Raw genomic sequence first — 25013 nt, forward strand, 5'->3', positions numbered from 1 at the left:
TGACAGCCATGCGCCGCGGAACCTTCAGGGACGACACGGTCGACTACGCCGCCGTCGGGGCCACCCAGGCCGCCGATCTCATGCACTTCCCGCCGGAGCGGAGCATCCCGGCGGAGGAATCGTGGCGGATCGGCAGTGGCGAGGAGCGTTTCCGCGCCGCCGGCGAGTCGCTGCTGTCGTGGAGCGCGCAGCGCGGAGCCGGCCTGGAGCTGACCGACGTCCGCCCCGCCGCCGGCCCCATGTACGCCGGCGTCAGCTTCGATGAGAACGGCGCACCCATCGCCCCGAGCAAGCTCGAGGTCGAGCAGCGCTACGACTCCGACGGCACCCCGTTCGTCACCGCCGGGGCGACCGTGCACCTCGGCGGGCGCATCGCCGGGATGCGCGCCGACGGGGAGCTCCGGGTGATCTTCGCCGTGGAGGAACCGCGCCGCATCGGCTTCGCCCTCGGCACCGTGCAGGGATCGGTCGTCAGCGGGGAGGAGTCCTTCATGCTGGACTGGCGCGACAACGACGAGGTCTGGTTCACGGTGCGCGCCTTCGACGCGCCGCAGGCGCTGGTCTACCGGCTCTTCCCGGCACTGACGCGGCGCCGGCGACGGGAGCTGTTCACGCGCTACCTGCGTGCCATCTCGCCGCTGTACGCCACCCCCGCCTGAGCGTGGGAGCCGCGCTTCCCCTCGCCGACCCGGCACCCGCCGACGGCGCGCTCCCCGCCGGGACGGTCATCGACCCCACGGTGCCGTTTGGCGCGTACCTCCACATCCCGTTCTGCCGTGTGCGATGCGGGTATTGCGACTTCAACACCTACACCGCCACCGAGTTGCGCGGTGCGCGCCAGGAGGACTACGCCGACACCCTGCTGCGGGAGGTGGCGCTCGCGCGGCGCGTGCTCTCCGAGACGGGCCCGCTGCGTCCGGTCGAGACGGTCTTCTTCGGCGGGGGCACCCCCACGCTCCTTCCCGCCGACGACCTCGTCCGCATGCTGGACGGCGTGCGCGCGGCCTTCCCGGGCGCTGCCGACCTCGAGGTCACCGTCGAGGCCAACCCCGATACCGTCGACGCCGGGGTCGCGCGGCGGCTCGCCGCAGCCGGAGTGACCCGCCTGTCCATCGGCATGCAGTCCGCCGTTCCGCACGTGCTGGCGACACTCGACCGCTCGCATCGCGCGGACGCCGTCGCCACGGCCGTCGCGGCTGCCCGCGAGGCGGGGTTGGGCGTGAGCCTCGACCTGATCTACGGAGCGCCGGGGGAGTCCCTTGCCGACTGGCGCGCATCGCTCGAGACCGCGCTCGCTCAGAACCCCGATCATCTCTCCGCCTACGCCCTCATCGTCGAGGACGGAACGGCGCTTGCCCGTCGCATCCGGCGAGGAGAACTCGCCCTCCCCGACGACGATCTGCAGGCGGAGATGTACGAACTCGCCGACGATCTGCTCACCTCGGCGGGACTGTCCTGGTACGAGGTGTCGAACTGGGCGCGGACCCCCGCCGACCGCTGCCGCCACAACGGCGCCTACTGGCGGGGGAGCGATTGGTGGGGATTCGGACCCGGGGCCCACGGTCACATCGCGGGCACGCGCTTCTGGAACGTCCGCCACCCGGCCGCATACGCCGGCCGACTCGCGGAGGGGCTGTCGCCCGCGGCGGGGCGCGAGGTGCTCTCACCGTCGTCCCGCGTCCTCGAGACGGTGCTCCTCCGCGTCCGCACCCGGGAGGGCCTCGCGGCATCCGCCCTGCCCCCCGGTGCAGATGACCTGCTGCCGGAGCTCGTCGCCGACGGTCTGATCGAGCCGTACACGCGGGACCGCGTGCGGCTCACCCGACGGGGTCGACTCCTGGCCGATCATGTCGTGCGCATCCTGACCGCCTGACATGCCGCGACCCGACCGTCCGGCATCGGGGGTGTTCCGATAGAATTGGCACTCGGATCCCGTGAGTGCCAGGGGAGCGTCGGATCGCCGGAGGGGGTGTCATGGTCAGCGAACGAGGGTTGCAGGTGCTGCGCGCCATCGTGCAGGACTACGTCGACACGCGCGAACCCGTCGGCAGCAAGGCGATCGTGGAACGTCACGCCTTCGGCGTCTCAGCCGCCACCATCCGCAACGACATGGCGCTCCTCGAGGACGAAGAGCTCATCGTGGCCCCGCACACGTCGTCGGGGCGCGTTCCCACCGACAAGGGATACCGCGTGTTCGTCGACCACCTCGCGCAGGTGCGACCGCTCAGCCCCGCGCAGCGGACGGCCATCTCCTCGTTCCTGGAGGGTCCGTCGGATCTCGACGAGGTGTTGACCCGCACGGTGCGCGCGCTGACGGTCCTCACCGGGCACGTGGCGATCGTGCAGTACCCGTCCTTCGCACGGGCCACCGTCTCGCACGTCGAACTCGTCCGACTCGACGCGCAGAAGGTGCTCGTCATCGTCGTCACCGACACCGGCCGGGTCTCGCAGCGACTCGCCTTCCCGGGGGTGGAGATCGACGAGGAGCGGATGCAGCGCATCCGCGGCCGCGTCTCCGACCTCGTCGTCGGGGTGCCGGTGCGGGAGGGCGTCGCCGGCGTGGCGCTGGCCGTGGCGGACGGCGAGACGGCGGGGGACCCCGACGGTCCTGCCCTGCAGGCGATCCTGCGGGTGATCGGGGAGGAACTGGACGACTTCCGCCAGGATCGACTCGTTCTGGCCGGGAGCGCGAACCTCGCCCGCAGCGAAGGCGACTTCCGTGGCAGCATCTACCCGCTGCTGGAAGCCATCGAGGAGCAGGTGACGCTGCTGAAGCTCATGAGCGAGATGGTCGCGGACGATCAGGGCCTGGCCGCGAGTATCGGCCGCGAGAACGAGCCCTTCGGTCTGAGCGAGGCCTCGGTCGTCGCGAGCGAGTACGACGCCACCGGGTCGCGTGCCCGCGTCGGCGTGCTCGGCCCCACCCGGATGGATTACCCGACGAACCTCGCGGCCGTGCGGGCCGTGGCGAGGTACCTCACTCGTCTCCTGGACGAAGACGACATCGCCCGCTGACGACAGCATTCCGCAGACCCCCCGCGCTCGGCGCGGCAGGAAGGTGAAAGTGGCTGACCACTACGAAGTACTCGGTGTGGCGCGTGACGCCAGTTCCGACGACATCAAGCGTGCCTACCGACGGCTGGCGCGAGAGCTGCACCCCGACGTCAACCCGGGGGAGGACGCCGCGGAACGGTTCAAGCTCGTCACGCATGCCTACGACGTGCTGAGCGACCCCGACCAGCGCGCCCGCTACGACATGGGCGGAGACAGCGCGTTCGGCGGGGCTCCCGGCGGATTCGGCGGGTTCAGCGACATCTTCGAGACGTTCTTCGGCGGTGGAGGAGGAGGGGCACGGGGTGCCCGACCGCGCTCGCGTCGGGAACGCGGCCAGGACGCGCTCGTCCGGATCACCCTCGACCTGAAGGACGTCGTCTTCGGTGTGCATCGCGACATCGAGGTCGACACCGCCGTGCTGTGCGAGACCTGCTCGGGGTCGTGCTGCCAGCCGGGCACGTCGCCGGTCACCTGCGACATCTGCCACGGAACGGGGCACGTCCAACGGCAGGTCCGCAGCCTCCTCGGCAACGTCGTCACGTCGCAGCCGTGCTCGGTGTGTCAGGGCTACGGGACGACGATCCCCTATCCCTGCGCCACCTGTCAGGGCCAGGGACGCGTCCGATCGCGCCGGACGGTGTCGATCGACGTTCCGGCCGGGGTCGAGAGCGGCCTGCGGCTGCAGCTGCCCGGGTCGGGTGAGGTGGGCCCCGCCGGCGGCCCGAACGGCGATCTCTACCTCGAGGTGAACATCGCACCCGACCCCGTGTTCTCCCGCGACGGCGACGATCTGCTCGCGACGCTGGAGGTCTCGATGCCGGACGCGATCCTCGGCACGCACACCACCATCGATTCGCTCGACGGTCCGGTCGATCTCGAACTGCGGGCCGGCGTGCAATCGGGTGACGTGCTGACCATCAAGGGGCGCGGGATCACGCCGCTGCGCGGTTCGCAGCGCGGGGATCTCCGGGTGGGTGTGCAGGTGGTGACGCCCACGCGGCTTGACCATCGCGAGCGCGCTCTGATCGAAGAGCTCGCCAAGCGCACCAAGCCCGCGCCGCCGCGGCTGTCGGAGTTCCACCAGGGCCTGTTCGCCAAGCTCCGGGACCGGTTCCGGAACGGCTGAGCGGTGGCGCTGCACTTTCTGACGGCGGAGGCCTCCTCCGCGGCCGTCGGCGACGTCGTGACCCTGACGGGAGCCGAGGCGAAGCACGCCGCGACGGTGCGCCGCGTCCGCGTCGGCGAGACGGTGACGGTCGGCGACGGCGCCGGGGTGTGGGTCGAGGGCGCCTGCGAGTCGGTGTCGCCGTCCGAGGTGGTGGTGCGGGTGGCGGAGCGTACCGAGATCCCCGCACCGGTTCCCCGCGTCATCCTCGTTCAGGCCTTAGCCAAGGGCGACCGCGACGAACTGGCCGTGCAGGCCGCCACCGAGCTCGGGGTGGACGAGATCATCCCCTGGCAGGCGGCGCGGAGCATTTCGCGCTGGGACGCGGCGAAGGCCACCAAGGGCCGCGAACGCTGGCAGACGATCGCGCGGGAGGCCGCCAAGCAGGCCCATCGCGCCTGGGTCCCCGTCGTCTCTGCGCCGATCACCACCGCCGCGATCACCTCCCGCGCCGGCAGTGACCTCGTCGTGGTCCTCGAGCCGACGGCCACCGAGCGGTTGAGCGCCCTCACCCCTGCCGGTCGGGACATCCTGGTCGTCGTCGGCCCCGAGGGAGGCATCGCCCCGGAGGAGCTCGCGAGCCTGGATGGGGCCGGGGCCACCCTGCGGAGGATGGGGGAATCGATCCTGCGCACCTCGACGGCGGGCCCTGCCGCCCTCGCGGTGATCAGCGGCGCCCTCGGTCGCTGGTGACGCCCCGTCGGTAGACTTCCCGTATGAGCGAACCGTCGGTCTTCAGCCGCATCCTCGCCGGCGACATCCCCGGAGAGATCCTCGTCGAGACCGAGAACGTCTTCGCGATCCGCGACATCGCCCCTCAGGCACCGCTGCACCTGCTGGTCATACCGAAGACCGAGCGCTATCGCGACGTCGGAGAGCTCGCTGCGGGCGACCCGGCCCTCCTGAGCGAGATGGTCGCGGTGGCGGGGTCCCTCGCCGCGGAACACGCCGACGGCGACTACCGCCTGGTCTTCAACACCGGCGCGAACGCCGGGCAGACCGTCTTCCACGTGCACGCGCACGTCCTCGCCGGGGGCCTGCAAGAGAAGGAGCTTCGTGCCTGACACCCCACCCGCCGTCGAGCGGATTCTCGCCGACGGCGTCGCCATGGTCCAGCTGCTCGGTCCCCAGGATCGCCTGCTGCGCATGGTCGAGAAGGAGCATCCCGAGGTCGACGTGCACGTGCGCGGCAACGAGATCACCCTCACCGGCGAGGCCGGCGCCGTCGCGGCCGCCCGCGTGCTCGTCGACGAGCTCGTGGAGATGACCCGCTCGGGGCAGAGCCTCGGTCCCGCCGACGTCGCCTCGGCCGACAGGATCCTGCGCAGCGACGGTGGACCCCGCCCGTCCGAGGTGCTGGGCGAACCGCTGCTGTCCACGCGGGGGCGCGTCATCCGCCCGAAGACGCTGGGTCAGAAGTCCTACGTCGACGCGATCGACGACCACACGATCGTGTTCGGAATCGGGCCGGCGGGCACCGGCAAGACCTACCTCGCCATGGCGAAGGCCGTGCAGGCGCTCCAGCGCAAGGAGGTCAACCGGATCATCCTCACCCGTCCCGCCGTCGAAGCGGGGGAACGGCTGGGCTTCCTCCCCGGCACTCTCACCGACAAGATCGACCCCTACCTGCGCCCGCTCTACGACGCCCTCAACGAGATGATGGACCCCGAGGTCGTGCCCAAGCTCATGGCAAGCGGCACCATCGAGGTGGCACCGCTGGCGTACATGCGCGGGCGGACGCTGAACGACTCGTTCGTCGTCCTCGACGAGGCTCAGAACACCACGCCGGAACAGATGAAGATGTTCCTGACCAGGCTCGGGTTCGGGACGAAGATGGTCGTCACCGGTGACATCACCCAGCTCGACCTCCCGCAGGGCACCTCGGGGCTCCGCCTGGTCACCCGCGTTCTCGATCGCATCGACGACATCCACTTCGCGTACCTCACGAGCGACGACGTCGTCCGCCACACCCTGGTCGGGCGCATCGTCGACGCGTACAGCGAATTCGACGAGCGGCGCCTCGCCGCACGCCGCGAGCGCGACGAGGCGACCGAGCTCGCCAATCGTGCAGAGCGCCGCGGAGCGACCCGCGCGACCGGCCCTCGCGACCGCCTGCCGAAACGGGGACGCCAGTGACGATCGAGATCACGAACGAGTCCGGGATGACGGTCGATGAGACCGTTCTCCTGCGCCTCATGGAGCACAACTTCGGCGAACTCCACGTCAGCCCCGAGGCCGACGTCGCGATCCTGCTGGTCGACGAGGGCGCGATGGAGTCGCTCCACCTGCAGTGGATGGACGAACCGGGGCCGACCGACGTCCTCAGCTTCCCGATGGACGAGCTGCGACCCGGCACCGAGGAATCCCCGACCCCCGCGGGCCTCCTCGGCGACATCGTGCTGTGCCCCCAGGTCGCCGAGACGCAGGCGACCGCTGCTCGCCACTCGACGATGGACGAACTGGTCATGCTGACCACACACGGCCTGCTGCACCTCCTCGGCTTCGATCACGCCGAACCCGAGGAGGAGAAGGAGATGTTCGGGCTCCAGCGCGACCTCATCGTGTCGTTCCAGATGAGCGAGCGCCGTCGCGCGCGGTCATGACCCCCGTCCTCCTCCTCCTTCTCGCGCTCGTCCTGGTGGCCTTCGGCGCCCTCATGGCCTCGATCGACGCCGCCCTCGGGGTGACGTCCCGCGGCGATCTCGCCGAGCTCGCCGAGCAGTCGCCCCGGAACGCCACCTCGCTCCGCCGGATCGCCGCCGATCCCGATGCCCACGCGACCGCGGTGGTCTTCATCCGTGTTCTCGCCGAGACGGGTGCTGCGGTGCTCGTGACGGTGTCGTTCGTCATCCTCTTCGGCAGCATCCCCTGGGCCATCGTGGCGGCGATCGTGCTCATGACCGGGATCTCATTCGTGCTGGTCGGCGCCAGCCCTCGCGGTGTCGGCCGCCGTCATGCTCGCGGCCTGCTCCGAGGCGCCGCACCGGTCATCCGCGGCGCGCGCCTCGTGCTCGGACCCCTCGCCCACGGACTCGTGGTGCTCGGCAATCGGGTGACTCCCGGCGCGCCTCGCGGCGCCTCCTTCGCCTCCGAAGAGCAGCTGCTCAGCATCGTCGACGAGGCGGCATCCCACGATCTGATCGAGCAGGACGACCGCGATCTCATCCACTCGGTGTTCGACTTCACCGACACCTTCGTCCGCGCGGTCATGGTGCCGCGCACCGACATGGTCACCGTCGAGGCCACCACCTCCACCCGCGAGGCGATGCAGGTCTTCCTCGATAAGGGCGTCTCACGTGTGCCCCTCGTCGACGAGGACGCCGACGACGTGGTCGGGGTGCTGTACCTCAAAGACCTCGTGCAGTTCGGGTTCCGCGACGAATCCGGCTGGCGCGACGCGCCGGTCACGCGCATCGCCCGAAAGGCCGTGTTCGTCCCCGAGTCGATGCGCGCCGAGACGCTGCTCCAGCAGATGAAGCGGGATGCGGTGCACGTCTGCCTCGTCGTCGACGAGTACGGCGGCGTCTCGGGCCTTGTCACGCTCGAGGACATCATCGAAGAACTCGTGGGAGAGATCTCCGACGAGTACGACCCCCGCGCCGACGAGGTCGTCGAGGTCGATCCCGGCCGCTACCGGGTCAGTGCCCGGCTGGGTCTGGACACGGTGGGGGACCTGTTCGGGATCGAACTGGAGGACGAGGACGTCGATTCGATCGGCGGCCTCCTGGGCAAGGCGCTGGGGCAGGTGCCGCAGCCCGGTGCGACCGCCGAGTATCTCGGGCTCGTGATGACGGGCGGCACGTCCCGGGGGCGCGGGCGCGGGCTCGCCACCGTCTTCGTCGAGCGCACCGACGAGGCCGACGCGCGGGAGCGGGAGCGCGAGCACACTGAACGGGAAGCAGGAGCACGATGACCGCCGACCCCTCCGATCAGACGACCCCCTCGCGGTCCGGTTTCGTGACCTTCGTCGGTCGCCCCAACGTCGGGAAGTCCACCCTCATGAACGCTCTGGTCGGGGAGAAGATCGCGATCACGAGCGAGAAGCCCCAGACCACGCGCCGCGCGATCCGCGGCATCGTCAACCGCCCGGGCGGCCAGCTCGTGATCGTCGACACCCCCGGCATCCACAAGCCCCGGACGCTCCTGGGACAGCGGCTCAACGACCTCGTCGACGACGTGCTCGGCGACGTGGACGTGATCGGCTTCTGCGTCCCCGCCACCGATCCGGTCGGCCCCGGAGATCGACGCATCGCGGCGTCGCTCTCGGGGTACCCCCGCGCGAGGAAGATCGCACTCGTCACCAAGATCGACGCGGCCACCCGCGAGCAGGTCACCGAGAGGCTGATGGAGGTCGACGCGCTGCGCGAGGACTGGGCGGCCGTCATCCCGCTCTCCGCCCTCACCCGGACGCAGCTCGACGTCCTCAGCGACGAGGTGCTTGCCCTCCTGCCGGAGGGACCAACGCTCTACCCCGACGACGTGGTCACCGACGAGTCGATCGACGACCGCGTGGCGGAGATCATCCGGGAAGCAGCCCTGGAGGGGGTGCGGGACGAACTGCCGCACTCCATCGCGGTGGTCGTCCAGGACATCGCACCCCGCGAGGACAGCGACCTGACCGACGTCTTCGCCGACATCGTCGTCGAGCGCGACAGCCAGAAGGCGATCATCATCGGCCACCGCGGTTCTCGGCTGCGGGATGTCGGTGCCCGCGCCCGGGCGCAGATCGAGCCGCTGCTGGGCACGCGCGTGTACCTCTCCCTGCACGTGCGCATCGCCAAGGAGTGGCAACGCGACCCGAAGCAGCTGCGGCGTCTGGGTTTCTGAGCCTGCTACCATGGCCGCATGCGCGCCGGCATGCTTCTTCTCCTTAGCCGCCGCGGCGAGGCCTCGATCTAGGGCCACCCTCGTCGCGGAGCTCGGCGTCGGCCCGTCCCTCAGACGTGGAAGAGAAGAAGCGACATGAAGAACACCCAGCGCCCCTCGGGCATGCCGACGCACAAGTACCGGCCGTTTCACGAGCAGATCCGCGTCGACCTGCCCGACCGCACGTGGCCGGACGCCCGGATCACCCAGGCGCCGCGCTGGTGCGCGGTCGACCTCCGCGACGGCAACCAGGCCCTCATCGACCCGATGAGCCCCGAGCGCAAGCGCATCATGTTCGACCTGCTGGTGAGCATGGGGTACAAGGAGATCGAGGTCGGCTTCCCGAGCGCCAGCCAGACGGACTTCGACTTCGTGCGTCACCTCATCGAAGAGGACGTCATCCCCGACGACGTGACGATTCAGGTCCTCACGCAGGCGCGCGAGCACCTCATCGAGCGCACCTACGAGTCGATCGCCGGCGCGAAACAGGCGATCGTCCACCTGTACAACTCCACGAGCGTGCTGCAGCGCGAGGTGGTCTTCCGCACCGACAAGCAGGGGATCATCGACATCGCGCTCGAGGGCGCGCGGCTGTGCCGCGAGTTCGAGAAGCGCGTGCCCGAGACGAAGGTCTACTACGAGTACTCGCCAGAGAGCTACACCGGCACCGAGCTCGAGTTCGCCGTCGACGTCTGCAACCAGGTCATCGAGGTCTTCGAGCCGACGCCCGACCGCAAGGTGATCATCAACCTGCCGGCGACGGTGGAGATGGCCACCCCGAACGTCTACGCCGACTCGATCGAGTGGATGAGCCGTCACCTGGCGCACCGCGAGAACGTCATCCTGTCCCTGCACCCTCACAACGACCGCGGCACGGCGATCGCGGCCGCCGAGCTCGGCTACATGGCGGGCGCCGACCGGATCGAGGGATGCCTGTTCGGAAACGGCGAGCGGACCGGAAACGTCGACCTGGTCGCGCTCGGCATCAACCTGCTGACCCAGGGCATCGACCCGATGATCGACTTCAGCGATGTCGACCAGATCAAGCGGACCGCCGAGTACTGCAACCAGCTGCCCGTGCACGAGCGCAGCCCCTGGGCCGGCGACCTGGTCTTCACCGCCTTCAGCGGCTCGCACCAGGACGCGATCAAGAAGGGCTTCGAGGCGATGGATGCGCGCGCGGCGCGCGAGGGCGTCTCGGTCGACGAACTCGACTGGGCGGTGCCCTACCTGCCGATCGACCCGAAGGACCTCGGGCGCTCGTACGAGGCGGTCATCCGGGTCAACTCGCAGTCCGGCAAGGGCGGGGTGGCGTATCTGCTGAAGAGCGACCATGCCATCGATCTGCCCCGACGCCTTCAGATCGAGTTCTCGGGCGTCGTCCAGGCCAAGACCGACGCGGAGGGCGGCGAGGTCACGAGCGATGAGATCTGGCGCATCTTCTGCGACGAGTATCTGCCTGCCGCAGACCCCGACGAGCGCTGGGGCCGGTTCGAGCTCCTGAGCACACGAACCCAGAGCGACATGTCCGGCGACGTGGTGCTCGAGGTCACCCTGCGCGACGGCGAGGAGCGGGTCTCGGCCTCGGGTCACGGCAACGGGCCGGTGGCGGCGTTCCTCGAGATCGTCCGTGAGCAGGGTTTCGATGTGACCCTGTACGACTACGTCGAGCACGCGCTGAGCTCGGGAGGCGACGCGCAGGCCGCGGCCTACATCGAGCTGCAGGTCGACGGTCAGCGGCTCTGGGGCGTCGGCATCGACGGGGACATCTCGACGGCGTCGCTGAAGGCGATCGTGTCGGGCGTGAACCGATCAATCCGCACGCGTGAGCAGTCGGGCGTGCTCGCCGGCGTCTGAGGCGGATTCACGTCTTGATGATCGGGATCCCGGTCGTCTCGACGGCGACCTTGCGACGGTAGAGCGCGCGCTGCTCGGGCAGTGAGATGTCGAAGATCACCGCGAGGAGGCGGATGACGGCGGTCACCGCGATCCCGATGATCGCCGCGATGACGAGGTTCGCGCCCAGCGCGTGCACGACGGCCAGTGCGGAGCACCCCACCCCGGCGGCGACCGCATAGAGCGATCCGACGTGCATGATGGCGATCGGCACGCCCATGAGCATGTCGCGGAGGATGCCGCCGCCCACCGCGGCGCACACCCCGACGAACACCGCAGGCACCACCGGGAGCCCGAGCGCCAGGGCCTTGCTCGTGCCGAAGGCGCCGAACAGTCCCATCGACAGAGCGTCGAGACCGACGATCACGGCGTTCAGACGCGCGAAGACGCCTGACAGCAGCATCCCGACGAGGGCGGCGACGGTCGCGGTGAGGAGGTACCAGTTGCTCTGCAGCGTGACCGGGGTGGTGTTCAGCAGCAGGTCGCGGATGAGCCCGCCGCCCATCCCCAGCACCACGCCGATGATCGCCACGCCGAGGAAGTCCAGGCGCCGCTGACCGCGGAAGCCCGAGGCGAACAGGGCGCCCTGGATGCCGCCGAGACCGACCGCGGTCAGGTCTGCCCAGAGCGGAATCACGAAGAGCGGCTCGTCCACGCGTCCATTCTGGCCCGGCGGACGCGATAATCGAGTGTGCCCACCTATCGCGACGAGGTCGTGGTCCTGCGGACCCACAAGCTGGGGGAGGCGGACCGCATCGTCACCGCCCTCGGTCGCCGCAGCGGCAAGATCCGCGCCGTCGCGAAGGGGGTGCGCCGGACCTCTTCCCGGCTGGGCGCACGCCTGGAGCCCTTCATGGTCGCCGATGTGCAGTTCTCGCGCGGCCGTTCGCTCGACATCGTCCAGCAGGCCGAATCGCTCGGCTCGTACGGCGCCGACATCTCCCAGCACTACGACCGCTACACCGCCGCCCACGCGATGGTCGAGGCGGCCGACCGGCTGAACGACCCCGAAGCCGCCACCGCGCACTACCTGCTGCTGGTCGGCGGACTGCGCGCGCTCGCGCGTGGGGATCATGCCGCGCGCAGCATCCTTGATTCCTATCTTCTCCGCGCCATGGCCCTCGCCGGGTGGGCCCCCGGTCTCGTCGAGTGCGCACGCTGCGGCGCGCCGGCACCGCACGATCAGTTCGTCGCACAGCTCGGGGGCGTGGTCTGCGCCGCGTGCGCCCCCACCGGCGCCGCGCGCATCGATCCCGCCACGATCGGTCTGCTCACCGCACTCATGGCGGGGGAGTGGGAGATCGTCGACGCCGCCTCCGCCCACTCCGCGGGTGCCGCGTCGGGGCTCATCGCCGCGTACGCGCAGTGGCATCTCGAGCGCGGCATCCGCTCCCTGCAGCACGTCGAGGCCGCCCGATGACACCGAAGCCCTACACGCACCGCGACACGGTGCCCTACCGACCGCTGGACTGGACCGGGGTGCAGCCGCCGTCGTTCCCGGGGTCCGTTCCGCGCCATGTCGCGATCGTGATGGACGGCAACGGCCGCTGGGCCAACCGGCGAGGACTCACGCGCGTCGAGGGGCACAAGGCGGGCGAGGAAGTGCTCCTGGACGTCGTCGCCGGTGCCATCCAGGCCGGAGTGCGGCACCTGAGCGTCTACGCGTTCTCGACGGAGAACTGGGCGCGGTCTCCCGACGAGGTCCGCTTCCTGATGGGGTACAACCGCGACGTGCTGCACCGTCGCCGCGATCAGCTCAACGAATGGGGCGTGCGGATCCGCTGGGCGGGGCGGAAGCCGCGGCTGTGGACCTCGGTCATCAAGGAGCTGCAGTTCGCCGAGAAGCTGACCGCCGGCAACGACGTGCTCACCCTGACGATGTGCATCAACTACGGCGGGCGCATCGAACTGATCGACGCCATGCGTGCGATCGCCGGCGAGGTCTCCGCAGGGCGCCTTCGACCGTCGGCCATCAATGAGAAGGTCATCCGCCGTCACCTGTACCAGCCCGATATGCCCGACGTCGACCTGTTCATCCGCTCCAGCGGCGAGCAGCGGACGTCGAACTTCCTGCTGTGGGAGTCGGCGTACGCCGAGTTCGTCTTCCTCGACACGCTGTGGCCGGATTTCTCCCGCGAGCACCTGTGGCGGGCGATCGACCTCTACCTCGACCGTGACCGTCGCTTCGGCGGAGCGGTCGATCAGCCGACATCCGACATCGCCGATCACGATCCGCAGGAATAGCCGAGCGGACCACGGCGGTTGTGGTCGATATGACTGAACCCCTCCGGCTCGACGTATGGAGCGACATCGCCTGCCCCTGGTGCTACATCGGCAAGCGGAACCTCGAAGCTGGTCTCGCGCAGACCCGCGAAGACGGGGACGCCCCCGAGGTCGAGATCGTCTACCACTCGTACGAGCTGGCCCCCGACACGCCGCCGGACTACGACGGCAGCGAGGTGGACTACCTCGCCGAGCGGAAGGGCGTGAGCCGCGAGCAGGCGCAGCAGATGATCGATCGCGTGACCGAGGTGGCGAAGGGGTCGGGTCTGGCCTATCGCTACGATCTGCTCCACCACGCCAACACCGGCAAGGCCCACCGGCTGCTGCACTTCGCCAAAGAGGAGGGGCGGCAGCTCGATCTCGTCGAGCGCCTCATGTCGGCCTACTTCACCGAGGGTCGTCACATCGGCGATGACGACGAGCTGGTGACGCTGGCCGTGGACGCGGGCCTGGACGCCGGTGCGGCGCGGGACGTGCTGACGACCGACCGGTTCGATGTGGACGTCCGCCGCGACCAGGCGCAGGCCCAGGCCTACGGCATCACGGGGGTGCCGTTCTACGTCATCGACGGCACCTACGGCGTGTCGGGAGCTCAGCCGCCCGAGGCCTTCGCGCAGATCCTGCGCCAGGTGTGGTCGGAGCGCCGGTCGGCTGCAGAGACCGAACCCGCTGCCAGCACCGGCTGACGACGAGCCGCCGCCGGGGGTCTCAGCGGGCGAGGTTGGCCTCGATGAGCGAGATGATGGCGGGATCGTCCGGCGTGATGTTCGGACGGAATCGGTGGACCTCGCCGGAGGGCGTGATGAGGAACTTCTCGAAGTTCCAGATGATCGGTCCCTTCTTCCCCTCGAGGTCCTTGGCCCGCTTCAGCGCCTTGTATACCGGCGCTGCGGCGTTGCCGTTGACCTTCACCTTCTCGTGGATCGGGAAGGTGACGCCCCAGGTCGTGGAGCAGTATTCGAGGATCTCGTCCATCGAACCCGGCTCCTGACCCATGAACTGGTTGCAGGGGAAGCCCAGCACGATGAACCCGCGGTCGCCGTAGGCGCGCTGCAGCTCCTCCAGCTGCTCGTACTGAGGCGCCAGCCCGCACCGCGAGGCGACGTTGACGACCAGGACCACCCGGTCGGCGTAATCGCCGAGCGTCGCCGTGCCGCCGTCGGCGGTCGTGAACGGGATGGAACGAAGATCGCTGAGGGTGGCTTCCGAGGTCATATCCCCAGGCTAAATCCGCTTTCGCGACCCCGGCCGCGAGGATGGGAGAATACAGAGGTGTCCCTTGCCGTCGCTCCCGCCCCGACCCTCCGGATCGGTCCGCTGTCCCTGGACGCACCCGTGGTGCTCGCGCCGATGGCCGGCATCACCAACACCGCGTTCCGCCGGTTGTGCCGCGAGTACGGCGCCGGGCTCTATGTCAGCGAGATGATCACCTCACGGGCGCTGGTCGAGCGCAACGCCACCACGATGCGGCTGATCACCCACCACGAGTCCGAGGTGCCGCGTTCGATCCAGTTGTACGGCGTGGATCCCGCCACCGTCGAAGCCGCCGTGCGACTCCTCGTCGAGGAGGACCGGGCAGACCATATCGACCTGAACTTCGGGTGCCCGGTGCCGAAGGTCACGCGCAAGGGCGGGGGTGCGGCGCTGCCCTGGAAGCGCGACCTGTTCCGTGACATCGTCACCCGCGCGGCCCGCGCCGGGGGCGACGTCCCGGTGACGGTGAAGATGCGCAAGGGCATCGACGACGATCACCTCACGTTCCTCGAGGCCGGCCGCATCGCCGAGGACGCCGGCATCTCGGCGGTGGCCCTCCACGCGCGCACGGCCTCGCAGTTCTACTCCGGTACCGCCGACTGGGCAGCGGTCAGCGCGCTGAAGGAGGCCGTCACCAGCATCCCGGTCCTCGGGAACGGTGACATCTGGTCGGCCGAGGACGCGGTGCGCATGATGGCGGAGACCGGATGCGACGGGGTCGTCGTCGGGCGCGGTTGCCTCGGCCGCCCCTGGCTGTTCGGAGACCTCGCCCGCGCCCTGGGCACGGAGGGAAGCGCCGCCGGGGATCCCGTCGACGCCACCCTCGCGTTCGTCGCCCGCGCCTTCCGACGTCATGCCGAACTGCTCGTGGAGTTCTTCGAGGACGAGGGCCGCGGCTGCCGCGACATCCGCAAGCACGTCGCCTGGTACTTCAAGGGGTACCCCGTCGGGGGAGACACCCGCGCGAAGCTCGCGACCGTGTCGACGTTGGACGAGATCGATGCTCTCCTGGCCACCCTCGACCTCGACGCGCCCTACCCCGGAGCGCCCGCCGAAGGGCAGCGCGGCCGTGCCGGGACGCCCAAGAAACCTGCGCTTCCCGACGGCTGGCTGGACTCCCGCGACATCGGAGCGGCTGCCACCACCGCCCTCGCCGAAGCCGAACTCGACCACAGCGGTGGCTGACCCCGTGAGGGTGGGCACCGCACCCGGTCCCGGCGCGCCCGCATCCTGGAACGGCGGCGCGGGGCTCGGGGTCGCCCCCGGTCGACCGACCGGGTACGACGACGTCGACGCCGAGCGCTTCCACACCGAGACCCACCGGTCCCAGCGCGACGACTTCGCGCGGGACCGCGCTCGGGTGCTCCACTCGGCGGCCCTCCGGCGCCTGGCCGCCAAGACGCAGGTGCTCAGTCCCGCCAGCCCCGCGGACTTCGCTCGCAACAGGCTGACGCACTCGCTCGAGGTCGCGCAGGTCGGCCGCGAACTCGCCACCGCCCTGCGGCTCTCACCCGATGTCGTCGACACCGCGTGCCTCAGCCACGACCTGGGGCATCCCCCCTTCGGCCACAACGGCGAGCGCGCCCTGAACGACTGGGCGGACGACATCGGGGGCTTCGAGGGGAACGCCCAGACCCTGCGGATCCTGTCGCGACTCGAGCCCAAGGTCTTCGACCCCGCGGGTCGCAGCGTCGGGTTGAACCTCACCCGCGCGAGCCTGGACGCCACCTGCAAATACCCTTGGACCGCCGATCACCCCTTGCCCGATCCCGGGGGTCGGATGAAGTTCGGCGTCTATCCCGACGACGAGCCGGTGTTCCGCTGGATGCGCGAGGGCGCCCCGGGCCGGGTGCGATGCATCGAGGCGGAGGTGATGGACCTCTCCGACGACATCGCCTACTCCGTCCACGACTTCGAAGACGCCGTGGTCAACGGCTACCTCGACCCGGCTCGGCTGGCAGACCCCGCCGAGCACGAGGGCCTGCTCACGGCCATCCAGGCCTGGGTGGGGTTCGACTTCGCCCGGGACGAGCTCGCCGATGCGCTCTACCGCCTCATGCGTCTGCCGGAGTGGATCACAGAGTTCCGCGGAACCCGCCATGACCTCGCGCGGCTGAAGAACCTCACCTCCGACCTCATCGGCCGGTTCGCCCGGGCTGCCACGACGGCCACCCGCGAGGCGTACGAGACCTCGGTCCTCACCCGGTATCGCGCCCATGTCGTCGTGCCGCGCGTCATCGAGGCCGAGATGGCGGTGCTCAAGGGCACCATCGGTGCGACGGTGGTGTCGATCGACGGGCGGAAGGCCCTGTACAAAGAACAGCGTCGCGCGCTCAAGCGCCTCGCCACTGCGCTGTGGGACGAACCGGCTCACCTCGACGCGATGCATGCCGAGGACTTCTCGGCCGCCGAGAGCGAGGCGGCGCGCCGTCGCGTCATCGTCGACCAGGTCGCGAGTCTCACCGACCAGCTCGCGATCGCCTGGCACACCCGGCTGGTGGGCGAGATCGACGCGGCCGCCCTCGGCATCTGGGCTCCGGGGTCGCGACACGCAGCAGCAGACGTGGATCGCTGATGGCCGGTCGCATCCGTCAGGCCGACGTGGAGGAAGTGAAGGCGCGGACCAACATCGGCGACATCATCGGCGAGCGGGTGGCGTTGAAATCCGCCGGGGTGGGATCTCTGAAGGGTCTGTGCCCGTTCCACGACGAGCGCAGTCCGAGCTTCCACGTCCGCCCGCAGGTCGGCTTCTACCACTGCTTCGGCTGCGGCGAATCCGGCGACGTCTACACGTTCCTGCGGAAGATGGACCACGTCTCCTTCACCGAGGCCGTCGAGCGCCTCGCCGGGCGGATCGGCTTCGCGCTGCACTACGAGGACGGCGGCGCGGCGCCGGAGACGACCGGACGCAGCCGACTCTATGCGGCCAACGCCGCGGCGGCGGAGTACTTCCGTTCCCAGCTCGGCACGTCCGACGCCGCGGCCGCACGCACCTTCCTCGGTGAGCGGGGGTTCGACGCCGGTGCCGCCGCGCACTTCGGTGTGGGGTACGCGCCCCGCGGGTGGTCGCATCTTATGGACCACCTCACCGGCCAGGGCTTCAGCCGCGAGGAGCTCACCACCGCCGGTCTCGTCTCGCAGGGTCAGCGTGGCGTGTACGACCGGTTCCGCGGGCGCCTGGTCTGGCCGATCCGCGACGTCACCGGGCAGGTGATCGGATTCGGTGCCCGGAAGCTCTACGAGGACGATGGCGGTCCGAAGTACCTCAACACGCCCGAGACCCCGATCTACCGCAAGGCACAGGTGCTCTACGGGCTGGATCTCGCGAAGCGCGACATCTCCCGCGACCACCGCGTGGTGGTCGTCGAGGGATACACGGATGTCATGGCCTGCCACCTCGCGGGCGTGACCACCGCGGTGGCCACGTGCGGCACCGCGTTCGGGACGGATCACATCACCGTGCTGCGTCGGGTCATGGGCGACGACAGCGCGGCGGGGGAGGTCGTGTTCACCTTCGATCCCGACGCCGCCGGGCAGAAGGCGGCTCTTCGGGCGTTCGGGGACGAGAAGCGGTTCGCCGCGCAGACATACGTCGCCGTGGCGCCCGACGGGCTGGATCCCTGCGACCTCCGCATGGCCAAGGGGGATGCCGCGGTGCGCGCGCTCATGGACCACAAGGCCCCCATGTTCGAGTTCGTGATCGATCAGCGATTGGCGGGATTCGATCTCGCCAGCGTGGAGGGACGCGCGGGGGCGCTCGGCGCCGCGGCGCCGATCGTGGCCGAGATCCGCGATCCCGCGCTCCGCCCGGGGTACACGCGGGTCCTCGCGCGGCGGCTCGGACTCGACCTGACCGAGGTTTCGGCCGCCGTCGAACGTGCCGCGCGCGGAGCGAGCCGCGACGCCGACGCACTGCGTCGCGGCGTCGAGACCACACGATCGACCGAGCGGCATCCGGCGGAGGGGGAGGACCTCGTCCGTCCGACGGTGGACACACTCCCTCGCACGGCTGACGCCGCCCTCGAGCGCGACGCCCTGACGGGGTTCCTGCAGTTCGGGCACCGCATCGACACGACACTGAGGTCGCGCGCCCTCGCCCAGCCGTTCCGGACGCCCGCTCTCGAGGCGGTGCGCCGGACCCTCAGCACGGTGCCCGATATGGACCGCGCGGGTTGGGCCGCGGACGCCGTCTCGGCCGTGCGCGAGCCCTACCGCTCGCTCGCCGCCGAGCTGCTGACGCGCGCATTCCCCGCTCTGACCGATGACGCCGCCGTCGCCTCCACCGCCGACCTCGCCCGCCGCGTCGTGCTGCGCGGTCTCGAGGACGACAAGCGCGAACTCCTCGGGGCCATCCAGCGGGTGGCCCCGGATTCCGAGGAGGGGCGCGCCGTACGGCTGCGCCTGCGCGAGCTCGACCACGACCGGCAGCTCCTGACGACCGAAAGCTGAGCTCGACGGTCGCCGACCGGCCGGCGACGAGGCATGATGGGGCTATGGCCCCGCCGCGAGACGACGACGTCGCGATCCACAGCCGCGACCTCTCCTTGGCGTGGAATCCCCGCCCCGGCGCCCTGCGTGTCGTCGAAGGCGTCTCGTTCCTCCTTCCGCGCGCCGGAACGCTCGCGATCATGGGAGCCACGGGCTCGGGCAAGTCGAGCCTGCTGACGGTGCTCGCCGGACAAGCCCCGGCCGATCTCGGGGTGGTCGGCGGCGACGCCGTGGTCGAGGGCATCTCGGTCCGTCACCCGGGACGCAAGCACCGCGTACTGACCTACGTCGCCGGGTACTTGCCGCAGAGCGCCGGCGCGAAGCTGCCTGCACGGCTGACGGTGTCGGAGACGATCGCCGAGCCCGTGACGAGCCGGGATCGCCGCGTCAATCAGCGAGCGCTGTCGATCCGGGTCGCCGCGCTGCTGGACGAGATGATGCTCCCCCTGGGTGCGGCGGCGAAGTACCCGTACGAACTCAGCGCAGGCATGCGCCAGCGCGTCGCCTTCGCGCGCGCCCTCATGCTCCAGCCGAAGGTCTTCCTCGCCGACGAGCCCTTCGCCAACATGGACATCGAGGTGCGCCGGGCGGCACACGACGCCATCCGCCGGCGTCGCGACGACGCCGGGATGGCCAGTGTGATCGTCACCAATGAGGAGGATGTCGCGCGCGACCTCGACGCGCAGGTGCTCGTGCTGCGCGGAGGGCACCCGGTGGCGGCCGGGCGGCATCTCGACGACCTGCTCTGGACGCCCGGAGGCGCCGACGACCGGCGGCACGCCGCATCCTGATGTCACGGGCACCCTCGCGGGTTTGCTAGCATGGTCGGGTTGCCCGCGCTTCGGCGAGGGACATTCCTCCATAGCTCAATTGGCAGAGCAATCGGCTGTTAACCGATAGGTTCTTGGTTCGAGTCCAAGTGGGGGAGCGCAAACGGCTCGGGGCTCCACCCCCGGGCCGTTTCTTCGTATCCGCCACGACGTACGGACCGACTTCCGTCGCTGTAAGCGATCGCGACCCGTCGATGGATGCTGTGGCGGACGGCGGTGGGCGACATTTCTTGACGGGTCGCATGTGGGGCGGACGGCGACGTCGCCCTGTGGCCGCCCCGTAGCCGCCCTATGGCCGCACGACGGCTGTTGTCAGGCGTCGAGGTCGTCGACGCCGGGCATCCACGACGAGCCGGGGCGTCCCCAGCCGCGCTTGCGAGCGATCTTCTGCACCGTCTTCCACTCCCCGTCGTCCAGTCGGTCGATGTACAGGACGCCGTCGAGGTGGTCGAACTCGTGCTGGAGGATGCGGGCGCGCCATCCGTCCACCTCGAGCGAGACCGACCGCCCGTCGAGGTCGTGCCCGGTGACGCGGACCCGATCCGAACGGCGGAGCGGGAACCGTTCCCCGGGGAACGAGAGGCAGCCCTCCGACTCCTCGTCGGGGTCGGGCTCACCAGGAACCGTCGGCAGCATCCAGAGGTCGGGGTTGATGATCACTCCGCGCCAGGGGAGACCCTCGTCGTCCTCGTAGGAGTAGGTGAAGATCCGCAGCGGCACACCCACCTGGGGGGCGGCGAGCCCGACACCGGGGGCGGCGTCCATGGTGTCGAACATGTCCGCCACGAGCGAGCGGATGTCTTCGGTGATCTCCTCCACGGGGGCGGCGGGGGCGTGGAGCACCGGGTCTCCCATGATGCGAATCGCTCGAACGGCCATGTCTCGAGCCTATCGACGGGACTCGGCAGGTATGGTCGAGGGGTGCTGAGCGCGGACGTACAACTGGACGATGTGGGCGAGGTCCTCGTCGGCGTGTTCCAGAATCCCGGACTGCTCATCGGCATCCCCCTGGCGCTTCTCGGCGCGGTGTTCATGTCGTTCGGCGCGCAGTATCAGCACCGCGGCGTGGCGAAGGTCGAGCAGATCAGCGGGGCCGGCGGCGCGGGGGGCCTCAGCGGCGGGCAGCTGCTCCGCCTGCTCTCGCGGCCGTCGTGGGTCATCGGCACGGCGATGCTCGTCCTTGCGATCCTGTGCCAACTCGCCGCGCTGTCGTTCGCCCCCCTGATCGTCGTCCAGCCCCTCGGCGCGATCGCCCTGGTGATCACCACGTTGCTGAATGCGCGCATCAGCGGCCACAAGCCCACGAAGCGCTCGCTCATCGCCATCGGCGCGTGCGTGGGAGGCATCTTCATCTTCGTCACCATCGCCGCCTTCTTCGCCACGGAGTCGCCGATCTCCGACGGGCAGCTCATCACGATCCTGCTCATCCTCGCCGCGGTGACCGTCGCCTTCGCGGGCCTCTGGGTGTGGCTCCGCAAGCGGATGGGCGCCCTGTTCTACATCATGGCGGCCGGCGTGATCTACGGCTTCGTCGCGACGCTGGCGAAGGTCGTCATCGTGCGGATCCAGAATCAGAACTTCGAGTGGCTCACCCTCCTCTGCCTGGTGGCGCTGCTCGTCGGCACGGGCGTGGGCGCCTACTTCGTGCAGACCGCGTATTCGTCTGGACCGCCCGATCTGGTCATCGCCGGACTGACGGTGATCGACCCGATCGTCGCGATCCTGATCGGTCTCATCGTCCTCGGCGAAGCTGCCACGGCACCGCTCTGGGCCAACATCGGCTTCCTCGTCGCCGGCGTGATCGCGGTCTGGGGCGTCTTCCAGCTGGCGCGATATCACCCTCAGATCGTCAGCGACAGCAAGGAGATCCCTATTCCCCGAGGCTCCGGGGGAGACGGCACGGTCACCGGCCCCAGCACGGGATCCATCCGCGTCACCGAGGCGGTGGCCAAGGTCTGGCCCGAACCGCCCGTTCGCGATCGTGACGACCCGCGCCGCTGAGCCTCCGCGGCGACATCTGTAGGGCGGGTGGGACTTGAACCCACGATCGTCGGGTTATGAGCCCGCTGCCTTCACCAGCTTGGCCACCGCCCCTCGCCTCCGAGCCTAGCGGCCGGACGCATCCGTGTTCATCGGCGCACGCCGGTCGACATCACCGCCCCGATGTATGAGTACTTCACGAAGACCTCCTCGGCGATGCCGGCTTCGGTCAGCACGCCCTGCACGGCACTGAGCATGTAGCTGGAGTCCCAGCCGAGATACAGGTGGTGATCGGCGTCCAGCGCGTCCCACTGCCCGGTCCACGCCCGCTCCGGATAGACCGGGCCGCCCCGGCGCGCACTGTAGGCGACCACTGCGTCCCGCTCATCGGCCCACAGACGCGCGAAGACGCGGTGGAAGAGGTACCGGACGTCCTTGACCTCCCAGTGCTCACCGCGGTACTCGACATAGTCCCACTCGCGCTCCCAGCCCCGCGGCCAGCCGCGTCGGCGGACGGCGTCCAGGACCGGGGTCAGCCCGTCGTCATCGATGCCCGAGACATCCGGGCGCGGCCACACGCGCACGAACTGCGCGGTCAGCGCGGCCGAGCGGGCCGAGATCTCCCTGGTTCCCCACCTGTCCCGGGCTGCCACCTCAGCCGTGGCGGGCACGGCTGAGCGCCGGTATCCGTCGCGCTTGACGGGGAACGACGCATCGAAGACCTGCATCCCGTGCTCCTCCTCGATGAGCACCAGGTTCCCGAGGGTGCGTGCGAGGGCCCGGTGACTGTTCTGCTCGTCCTCCGAGTACTCGATCCAGGGGCGGACGCCGTCGCCGCTCCAGCCCTCTCCGGGCGTGAGGGGCACGATGTGATCGACGTCCCACCCGGCGCCCGCGTCGACGTCGACGTCGACGTCGACGTCGAAAAGCCTTGTGAGCACGTAGTCAGGGTGGGGGAGATCGGAGTACTTCAGGGCCACTGAGACGCGCTCGTCGCTGGGCATTATGCGAGCCAGCGCCCGGGTGAGCGCCCCCGCCCCTTCCTGCTCGGCGCGACACAGTCGCGCGACGATCCGGTCGGTCCCGATCCCGACGATCGTCCGGCGAAGCAGCAGCGATTCCACCTGCTGGAGCAGGGCGAGGAGCGCCTCGCGCGTGAGGTCGCCGGCGCGGAAGCGGCGGTAGACCCGCATCACGAGCGGGAACGCGACCGAACCGAAGACGCCCACACCGGCCAGGCGTCGCGAGATCCGATCGTCCGGTTCGCGGCCCGGCTCGCGAAGGGTGCGGTGGATCTCGGCGTACTCCCGCCACTCGGCCGCGTGGGCGTCCAGCGATCCGGGCTCCAGGCGCGGGAACTCGTGCCGGAAGACGTCGTAGACGCCTCGACCGCCCGCATCCTCGCTCTCGCGGCCCGTCCGCATCACGAGGTACTGCTGCCAAAAGGCGGCGATGCTCTCGCCGGTCGCCTGCTCGATCGGGAGCCAGTACTCCTCTTCGATCCGCACCTGCTCGGCATGGGAGAGTCCCATCAGCACGTAGTTGTGGATCAGCTCGTGGTCGCGCAGCGGCTCACCGGTGGAGTTCAGGCTCTCGAAGATCTGCTGCGCGTTGGCGCCTGAACCCAGGCTGATGGCGACGTGCTCGAGCTTCTGCAGGCCCCGCCAGATGTGCGGCGCCTCATCGGGGGAGACCTGGCTCCGGAAGAACGCATAATTGTCGGCGAAGCGCGATGCGCGCACCGCCGGGTCGGCGTCGTCGCCCAGGACGACCGCGCGGAAGACGTCCGCCCAGGCGCGGTGGGGGCGCAATGTCGTCCGCGGTCCGGCGCCCGGTTCCCCCTCGCGAAGGAGGACATCCCGCAGCTGCGCGGACAGCGCGGGGTCGGCATCGCCGACGGCATGCTGGAGGGCTGCCACGAGAAGCATCAGCGTCGTGATGCGCTGCTGACCATCGATGAGGACGAGCTCCTCGTCCGAGACCGCCGAGAGGACGGAACCGATGAAGTGCATGTGCCGGTCATCGAGGTCGGCGACGGCGCGGATGTCGGTGAGCAGCTGTTCGCAGTTTCCGATGTCCCACCGGTACTGCCGCTGATAGACCGGGACGACGATCGTGCGGTCGCCGGCGGCGAGCCACCGCAGGGTGTTGACGGCGGTGGCATCGACGTTCGTGGCGGTGACCATCGGCGCGGTTCTCTCCTCCGGATGTCGCGGGCGGACCGCGTCGAGTCTAATGAACGCGTGCCGCCTCCCCGGGCTCCCGCGCCCGCCGGAGGTAGGCTTGCCTTAGTTGGCCTGTTAAAACGTGCTGGCCACCTACGAAAGGGCATAACGCTATGGGTTACATCAAGTCGGCCGCTCTCGAAGAGACCGGCTACGTGGTGCTGGACAGCTACGGCAAGGAGATCGACCCCAAGGAGTGGCTCGACCTTGAGTACGTCGACTGGAAGTCCTCGGGCGACACCCGCTTCGCACCCCTCGCCTCGGCGAAGGGCGAGATCGAGTGCAACGGCTTCTGGAACCACAAGCCGCCGCGCACCGACAAGGACGGCGTGTGGATCGACGCGCAGACCGCGATCGCACCGACCCTCACCGAGCGGGCCCTCGAGCCGGGTGCGAACGTCGGCCGCTGCCGGATCATCGAGCTGCAGCCGAACTCGTACGCGGACTGCCTGTACAACCTCCACCAGGACGACAACAACCGCCTGAACCCGGATGGCACCGGGTGGGTCGTCCGCGGGTTCTTCAACCTCACCGACGATAAGGACAGCTTCTTCGTCCTCCGCGAGAACCGCACCGACCCGCAGGGCGAGGTGCGCATCGCGCTCCCGGCCGGAGCTCAGCTGATCATCGACACGCAGCGCCTCTGGCACGCCGCGACGCACCTCGGCAGCGAGCCGCGCTACTGCCTCATCACGTCATGGGAGTCGGGCGCGGAGCTGGACGCCTACATCGAGAAGTACAACGGCGTTCCGCACGCCGACAACGTCGAGGTCGCGCAGGACGTGCTGGAAGCCGGCCAGGTCGAGCAGGCTCGCCGCGACGCCGCGCGCGCCGCGTACTACGCCGCGAAGGGTCAGCAGGAGAAGCTGGCCATGAGCGAGGCCTGAGTCGCCCCACCCCTCCAGAAGGTCCCGGTGCGCTTCTGCGCCGGGACCTTCGGCGTGTCGGGAATCACACGCTTGTGATTCCGCA

24 protein-coding genes and 2 tRNA genes are annotated in these 25013 nt (G+C 69.8%); 21 read left to right on the plus strand and 5 right to left on the minus strand.

Annotated features, from left to right (window positions below):
- Positions 1-8 precede the first annotated feature (8 nt).
- The 11 genes from T9R20_RS09065 (at position 9) to leuA (ending at position 10942) form a co-directional block, all read left to right on the plus strand.
- Entirely contained in the window at positions 9-659 is a 651-nt protein-coding gene (locus T9R20_RS09065; protein WP_322408997.1) for a DUF1990 family protein, read from the plus strand.
- A gap of 2 nt (positions 660-661) precedes the next feature.
- A complete protein-coding gene (hemW, locus tag T9R20_RS09070) occupies positions 662-1873 on the plus strand; it encodes a radical SAM family heme chaperone HemW (protein WP_322408999.1) in 1212 nt (403 codons plus the stop codon).
- A gap of 101 nt (positions 1874-1974) precedes the next feature.
- Positions 1975-3015 carry a heat-inducible transcriptional repressor HrcA gene (hrcA, locus tag T9R20_RS09075; RefSeq protein ID WP_322409000.1) on the plus strand — a complete coding sequence of 347 codons (1041 nt, stop codon included), beginning with the start codon at positions 1975-1977 and terminating at the stop codon, positions 3013-3015.
- 49 nt (positions 3016-3064) lie between these two features.
- On the plus strand, positions 3065-4180 hold the full coding sequence (gene dnaJ / locus T9R20_RS09080; RefSeq protein ID WP_322409001.1) for a molecular chaperone DnaJ: 1116 nt from the start codon (positions 3065-3067) through the stop codon (positions 4178-4180).
- A 3-nt stretch (positions 4181-4183) separates the two neighbouring features.
- A complete protein-coding gene (locus tag T9R20_RS09085; protein ID WP_322409003.1) occupies positions 4184-4912 on the plus strand; it encodes a 16S rRNA (uracil(1498)-N(3))-methyltransferase in 729 nt (242 codons plus the stop codon).
- Positions 4913-4935: 23 nt separating this feature from the next.
- Positions 4936-5283 carry an HIT domain-containing protein gene (locus T9R20_RS09090; protein ID WP_322409005.1) on the plus strand — a complete coding sequence of 116 codons (348 nt, stop codon included), beginning with the start codon at positions 4936-4938 and terminating at the stop codon, positions 5281-5283.
- Between the two features lie 43 nt (positions 5284-5326).
- Positions 5327-6355, plus strand: coding sequence for a PhoH family protein (locus tag T9R20_RS09095; RefSeq protein WP_322412149.1), 1029 nt, complete (start codon positions 5327-5329; stop codon positions 6353-6355).
- Positions 6352-6822, plus strand: coding sequence for an rRNA maturation RNase YbeY (ybeY, locus tag T9R20_RS09100; RefSeq protein WP_322409007.1), 471 nt, complete (start codon positions 6352-6354; stop codon positions 6820-6822). The genes T9R20_RS09095 and ybeY overlap by 4 nt, the downstream gene beginning before the upstream one ends.
- Positions 6819-8132 carry a hemolysin family protein gene (locus tag T9R20_RS09105; RefSeq protein ID WP_322409009.1) on the plus strand — a complete coding sequence of 438 codons (1314 nt, stop codon included), beginning with the start codon at positions 6819-6821 and terminating at the stop codon, positions 8130-8132. Before ybeY ends, T9R20_RS09105 begins: the two co-directional genes overlap by 4 nt.
- Positions 8129-9046, plus strand: a complete 918-nt coding sequence (era, locus tag T9R20_RS09110) for a GTPase Era (RefSeq protein WP_322409010.1) — start codon at positions 8129-8131, stop codon at positions 9044-9046. The genes T9R20_RS09105 and era overlap by 4 nt, the downstream gene beginning before the upstream one ends.
- Before the next feature lie 135 nt (positions 9047-9181).
- Entirely contained in the window at positions 9182-10942 is a 1761-nt protein-coding gene (gene leuA / locus T9R20_RS09115; RefSeq protein ID WP_322409012.1) for a 2-isopropylmalate synthase, read from the plus strand.
- A 7-nt stretch (positions 10943-10949) separates the two neighbouring features.
- Here leuA and T9R20_RS09120 read toward each other — a convergent pair whose 3' ends face one another.
- Positions 10950-11636: a trimeric intracellular cation channel family protein gene (locus T9R20_RS09120; protein WP_322409013.1), complete on the minus strand. Its 687-nt coding sequence runs from the start codon at positions 11634-11636 to the stop codon at positions 10950-10952.
- 36 nt (positions 11637-11672) lie between these two features.
- Here T9R20_RS09120 and recO point away from each other — a divergent pair, with 36 nt between their 5' ends.
- The 3 genes from recO to T9R20_RS09135 are packed head-to-tail and all read left to right on the plus strand — an operon-like array spanning position 11673 to position 13950.
- The gene (recO, locus tag T9R20_RS09125; protein ID WP_322409014.1) at positions 11673-12401 is read left to right on the plus strand and encodes a DNA repair protein RecO; all 729 of its coding nucleotides are present in this window, start codon (positions 11673-11675) and stop codon (positions 12399-12401) included.
- The gene (locus T9R20_RS09130) at positions 12398-13225 is read left to right on the plus strand and encodes an isoprenyl transferase (RefSeq protein ID WP_322409015.1); all 828 of its coding nucleotides are present in this window, start codon (positions 12398-12400) and stop codon (positions 13223-13225) included. Before recO ends, T9R20_RS09130 begins: the two co-directional genes overlap by 4 nt.
- 29 nt (positions 13226-13254) lie before the next feature.
- Entirely contained in the window at positions 13255-13950 is a 696-nt protein-coding gene (locus tag T9R20_RS09135) for a DsbA family oxidoreductase (protein ID WP_322409016.1), read from the plus strand.
- Between the two features lie 22 nt (positions 13951-13972).
- Here the strand turns inward: T9R20_RS09135 and T9R20_RS09140 are convergent, their stop codons facing one another.
- Positions 13973-14479 carry a glutathione peroxidase gene (locus T9R20_RS09140; protein ID WP_322409017.1) on the minus strand — a complete coding sequence of 169 codons (507 nt, stop codon included), beginning with the start codon at positions 14477-14479 and terminating at the stop codon, positions 13973-13975.
- Between the two features lie 57 nt (positions 14480-14536).
- Here T9R20_RS09140 and dusB point away from each other — a divergent pair, with 57 nt between their 5' ends.
- The 5 genes from dusB (at position 14537) to T9R20_RS09165 (ending at position 19934) form a co-directional block, all read left to right on the plus strand.
- Positions 14537-15703, plus strand: coding sequence for a tRNA dihydrouridine synthase DusB (gene dusB / locus T9R20_RS09145; RefSeq protein WP_322409018.1), 1167 nt, complete (start codon positions 14537-14539; stop codon positions 15701-15703).
- 4 nt (positions 15704-15707) lie between these two features.
- Complete coding sequence (locus tag T9R20_RS09150; RefSeq protein ID WP_322409019.1) at positions 15708-17093, plus strand: deoxyguanosinetriphosphate triphosphohydrolase; 1386 nt, start codon at positions 15708-15710, stop codon at positions 17091-17093.
- Positions 17093-18967 (plus strand): DNA primase, encoded by a 1875-nt coding sequence (gene dnaG, locus T9R20_RS09155; protein ID WP_322409020.1) that lies wholly within the window; start codon positions 17093-17095, stop codon positions 18965-18967. The genes T9R20_RS09150 and dnaG overlap by 1 nt, the downstream gene beginning before the upstream one ends.
- 44 nt (positions 18968-19011) lie before the next feature.
- Positions 19012-19797 carry an ATP-binding cassette domain-containing protein gene (locus tag T9R20_RS09160; protein WP_322409021.1) on the plus strand — a complete coding sequence of 262 codons (786 nt, stop codon included), beginning with the start codon at positions 19012-19014 and terminating at the stop codon, positions 19795-19797.
- A gap of 64 nt (positions 19798-19861) precedes the next feature.
- Positions 19862-19934 (plus strand) — tRNA-Asn (locus T9R20_RS09165).
- A 214-nt stretch (positions 19935-20148) separates the two neighbouring features.
- Here T9R20_RS09165 and def read toward each other — a convergent pair.
- Complete coding sequence (def, locus tag T9R20_RS09170) at positions 20149-20715, minus strand: peptide deformylase (protein WP_322409022.1); 567 nt, start codon at positions 20713-20715, stop codon at positions 20149-20151.
- Between the two features lie 42 nt (positions 20716-20757).
- On the opposite strand from def, the gene T9R20_RS09175 reads away from it, so the two are divergent.
- Entirely contained in the window at positions 20758-21837 is a 1080-nt protein-coding gene (locus tag T9R20_RS09175; RefSeq protein ID WP_322409023.1) for a DMT family transporter, read from the plus strand.
- A 19-nt stretch (positions 21838-21856) separates the two neighbouring features.
- Here the strand turns inward: T9R20_RS09175 and T9R20_RS09180 are convergent.
- A tRNA-Ile gene (locus T9R20_RS09180) sits at positions 21857-21930 on the minus strand.
- A gap of 35 nt (positions 21931-21965) precedes the next feature.
- Entirely contained in the window at positions 21966-24002 is a 2037-nt protein-coding gene (locus T9R20_RS09185) for a DUF262 domain-containing HNH endonuclease family protein (protein ID WP_322409024.1), read from the minus strand.
- Positions 24003-24154: 152 nt separating this feature from the next.
- On the opposite strand from T9R20_RS09185, the gene T9R20_RS09190 reads away from it, so the two are divergent.
- Positions 24155-24928 (plus strand): hypothetical protein, encoded by a 774-nt coding sequence (locus T9R20_RS09190; protein WP_322409025.1) that lies wholly within the window; start codon positions 24155-24157, stop codon positions 24926-24928.
- Positions 24929-25013 lie beyond the last annotated feature (85 nt).

The sequence above is a fragment of the Microbacterium invictum genome (assembly GCF_034421375.1).
Lineage (GTDB): Bacteria > Actinomycetota > Actinomycetes > Actinomycetales > Microbacteriaceae > Microbacterium > Microbacterium invictum_A.

Coding starts and splice junctions, on each gene's coding strand:
- T9R20_RS09130 (WP_322409015.1), top strand. CDS start 12,398: ATGACACCGAAGCCCTACACGCACCGCGACACGGTGCCCTACCGACCG.
- T9R20_RS09135 (WP_322409016.1), top strand. CDS start 13,255: ATGACTGAACCCCTCCGGCTCGACGTATGGAGCGACATCGCCTGCCCC.
- T9R20_RS09090 (WP_322409005.1), top strand. CDS start 4,936: ATGAGCGAACCGTCGGTCTTCAGCCGCATCCTCGCCGGCGACATCCCC.
- leuA (WP_322409012.1), top strand. CDS start 9,182: ATGAAGAACACCCAGCGCCCCTCGGGCATGCCGACGCACAAGTACCGG.
- T9R20_RS09140 (WP_322409017.1), bottom strand. CDS start 14,479: ATGACCTCGGAAGCCACCCTCAGCGATCTTCGTTCCATCCCGTTCACG.
- hrcA (WP_322409000.1), top strand. CDS start 1,975: ATGGTCAGCGAACGAGGGTTGCAGGTGCTGCGCGCCATCGTGCAGGAC.
- T9R20_RS09105 (WP_322409009.1), top strand. CDS start 6,819: ATGACCCCCGTCCTCCTCCTCCTTCTCGCGCTCGTCCTGGTGGCCTTC.
- def (WP_322409022.1), bottom strand. CDS start 20,715: ATGGCCGTTCGAGCGATTCGCATCATGGGAGACCCGGTGCTCCACGCC.
- T9R20_RS09095 (WP_322412149.1), top strand. CDS start 5,327: ATGGTCCAGCTGCTCGGTCCCCAGGATCGCCTGCTGCGCATGGTCGAG.
- T9R20_RS09160 (WP_322409021.1), top strand. CDS start 19,012: ATGGCCCCGCCGCGAGACGACGACGTCGCGATCCACAGCCGCGACCTC.
- T9R20_RS09065 (WP_322408997.1), top strand. CDS start 9: ATGCGCCGCGGAACCTTCAGGGACGACACGGTCGACTACGCCGCCGTC.
- T9R20_RS09185 (WP_322409024.1), bottom strand. CDS start 24,002: ATGGTCACCGCCACGAACGTCGATGCCACCGCCGTCAACACCCTGCGG.
- era (WP_322409010.1), top strand. CDS start 8,129: ATGACCGCCGACCCCTCCGATCAGACGACCCCCTCGCGGTCCGGTTTC.
- T9R20_RS09190 (WP_322409025.1), top strand. CDS start 24,155: ATGGGTTACATCAAGTCGGCCGCTCTCGAAGAGACCGGCTACGTGGTG.
- dnaG (WP_322409020.1), top strand. CDS start 17,093: ATGGCCGGTCGCATCCGTCAGGCCGACGTGGAGGAAGTGAAGGCGCGG.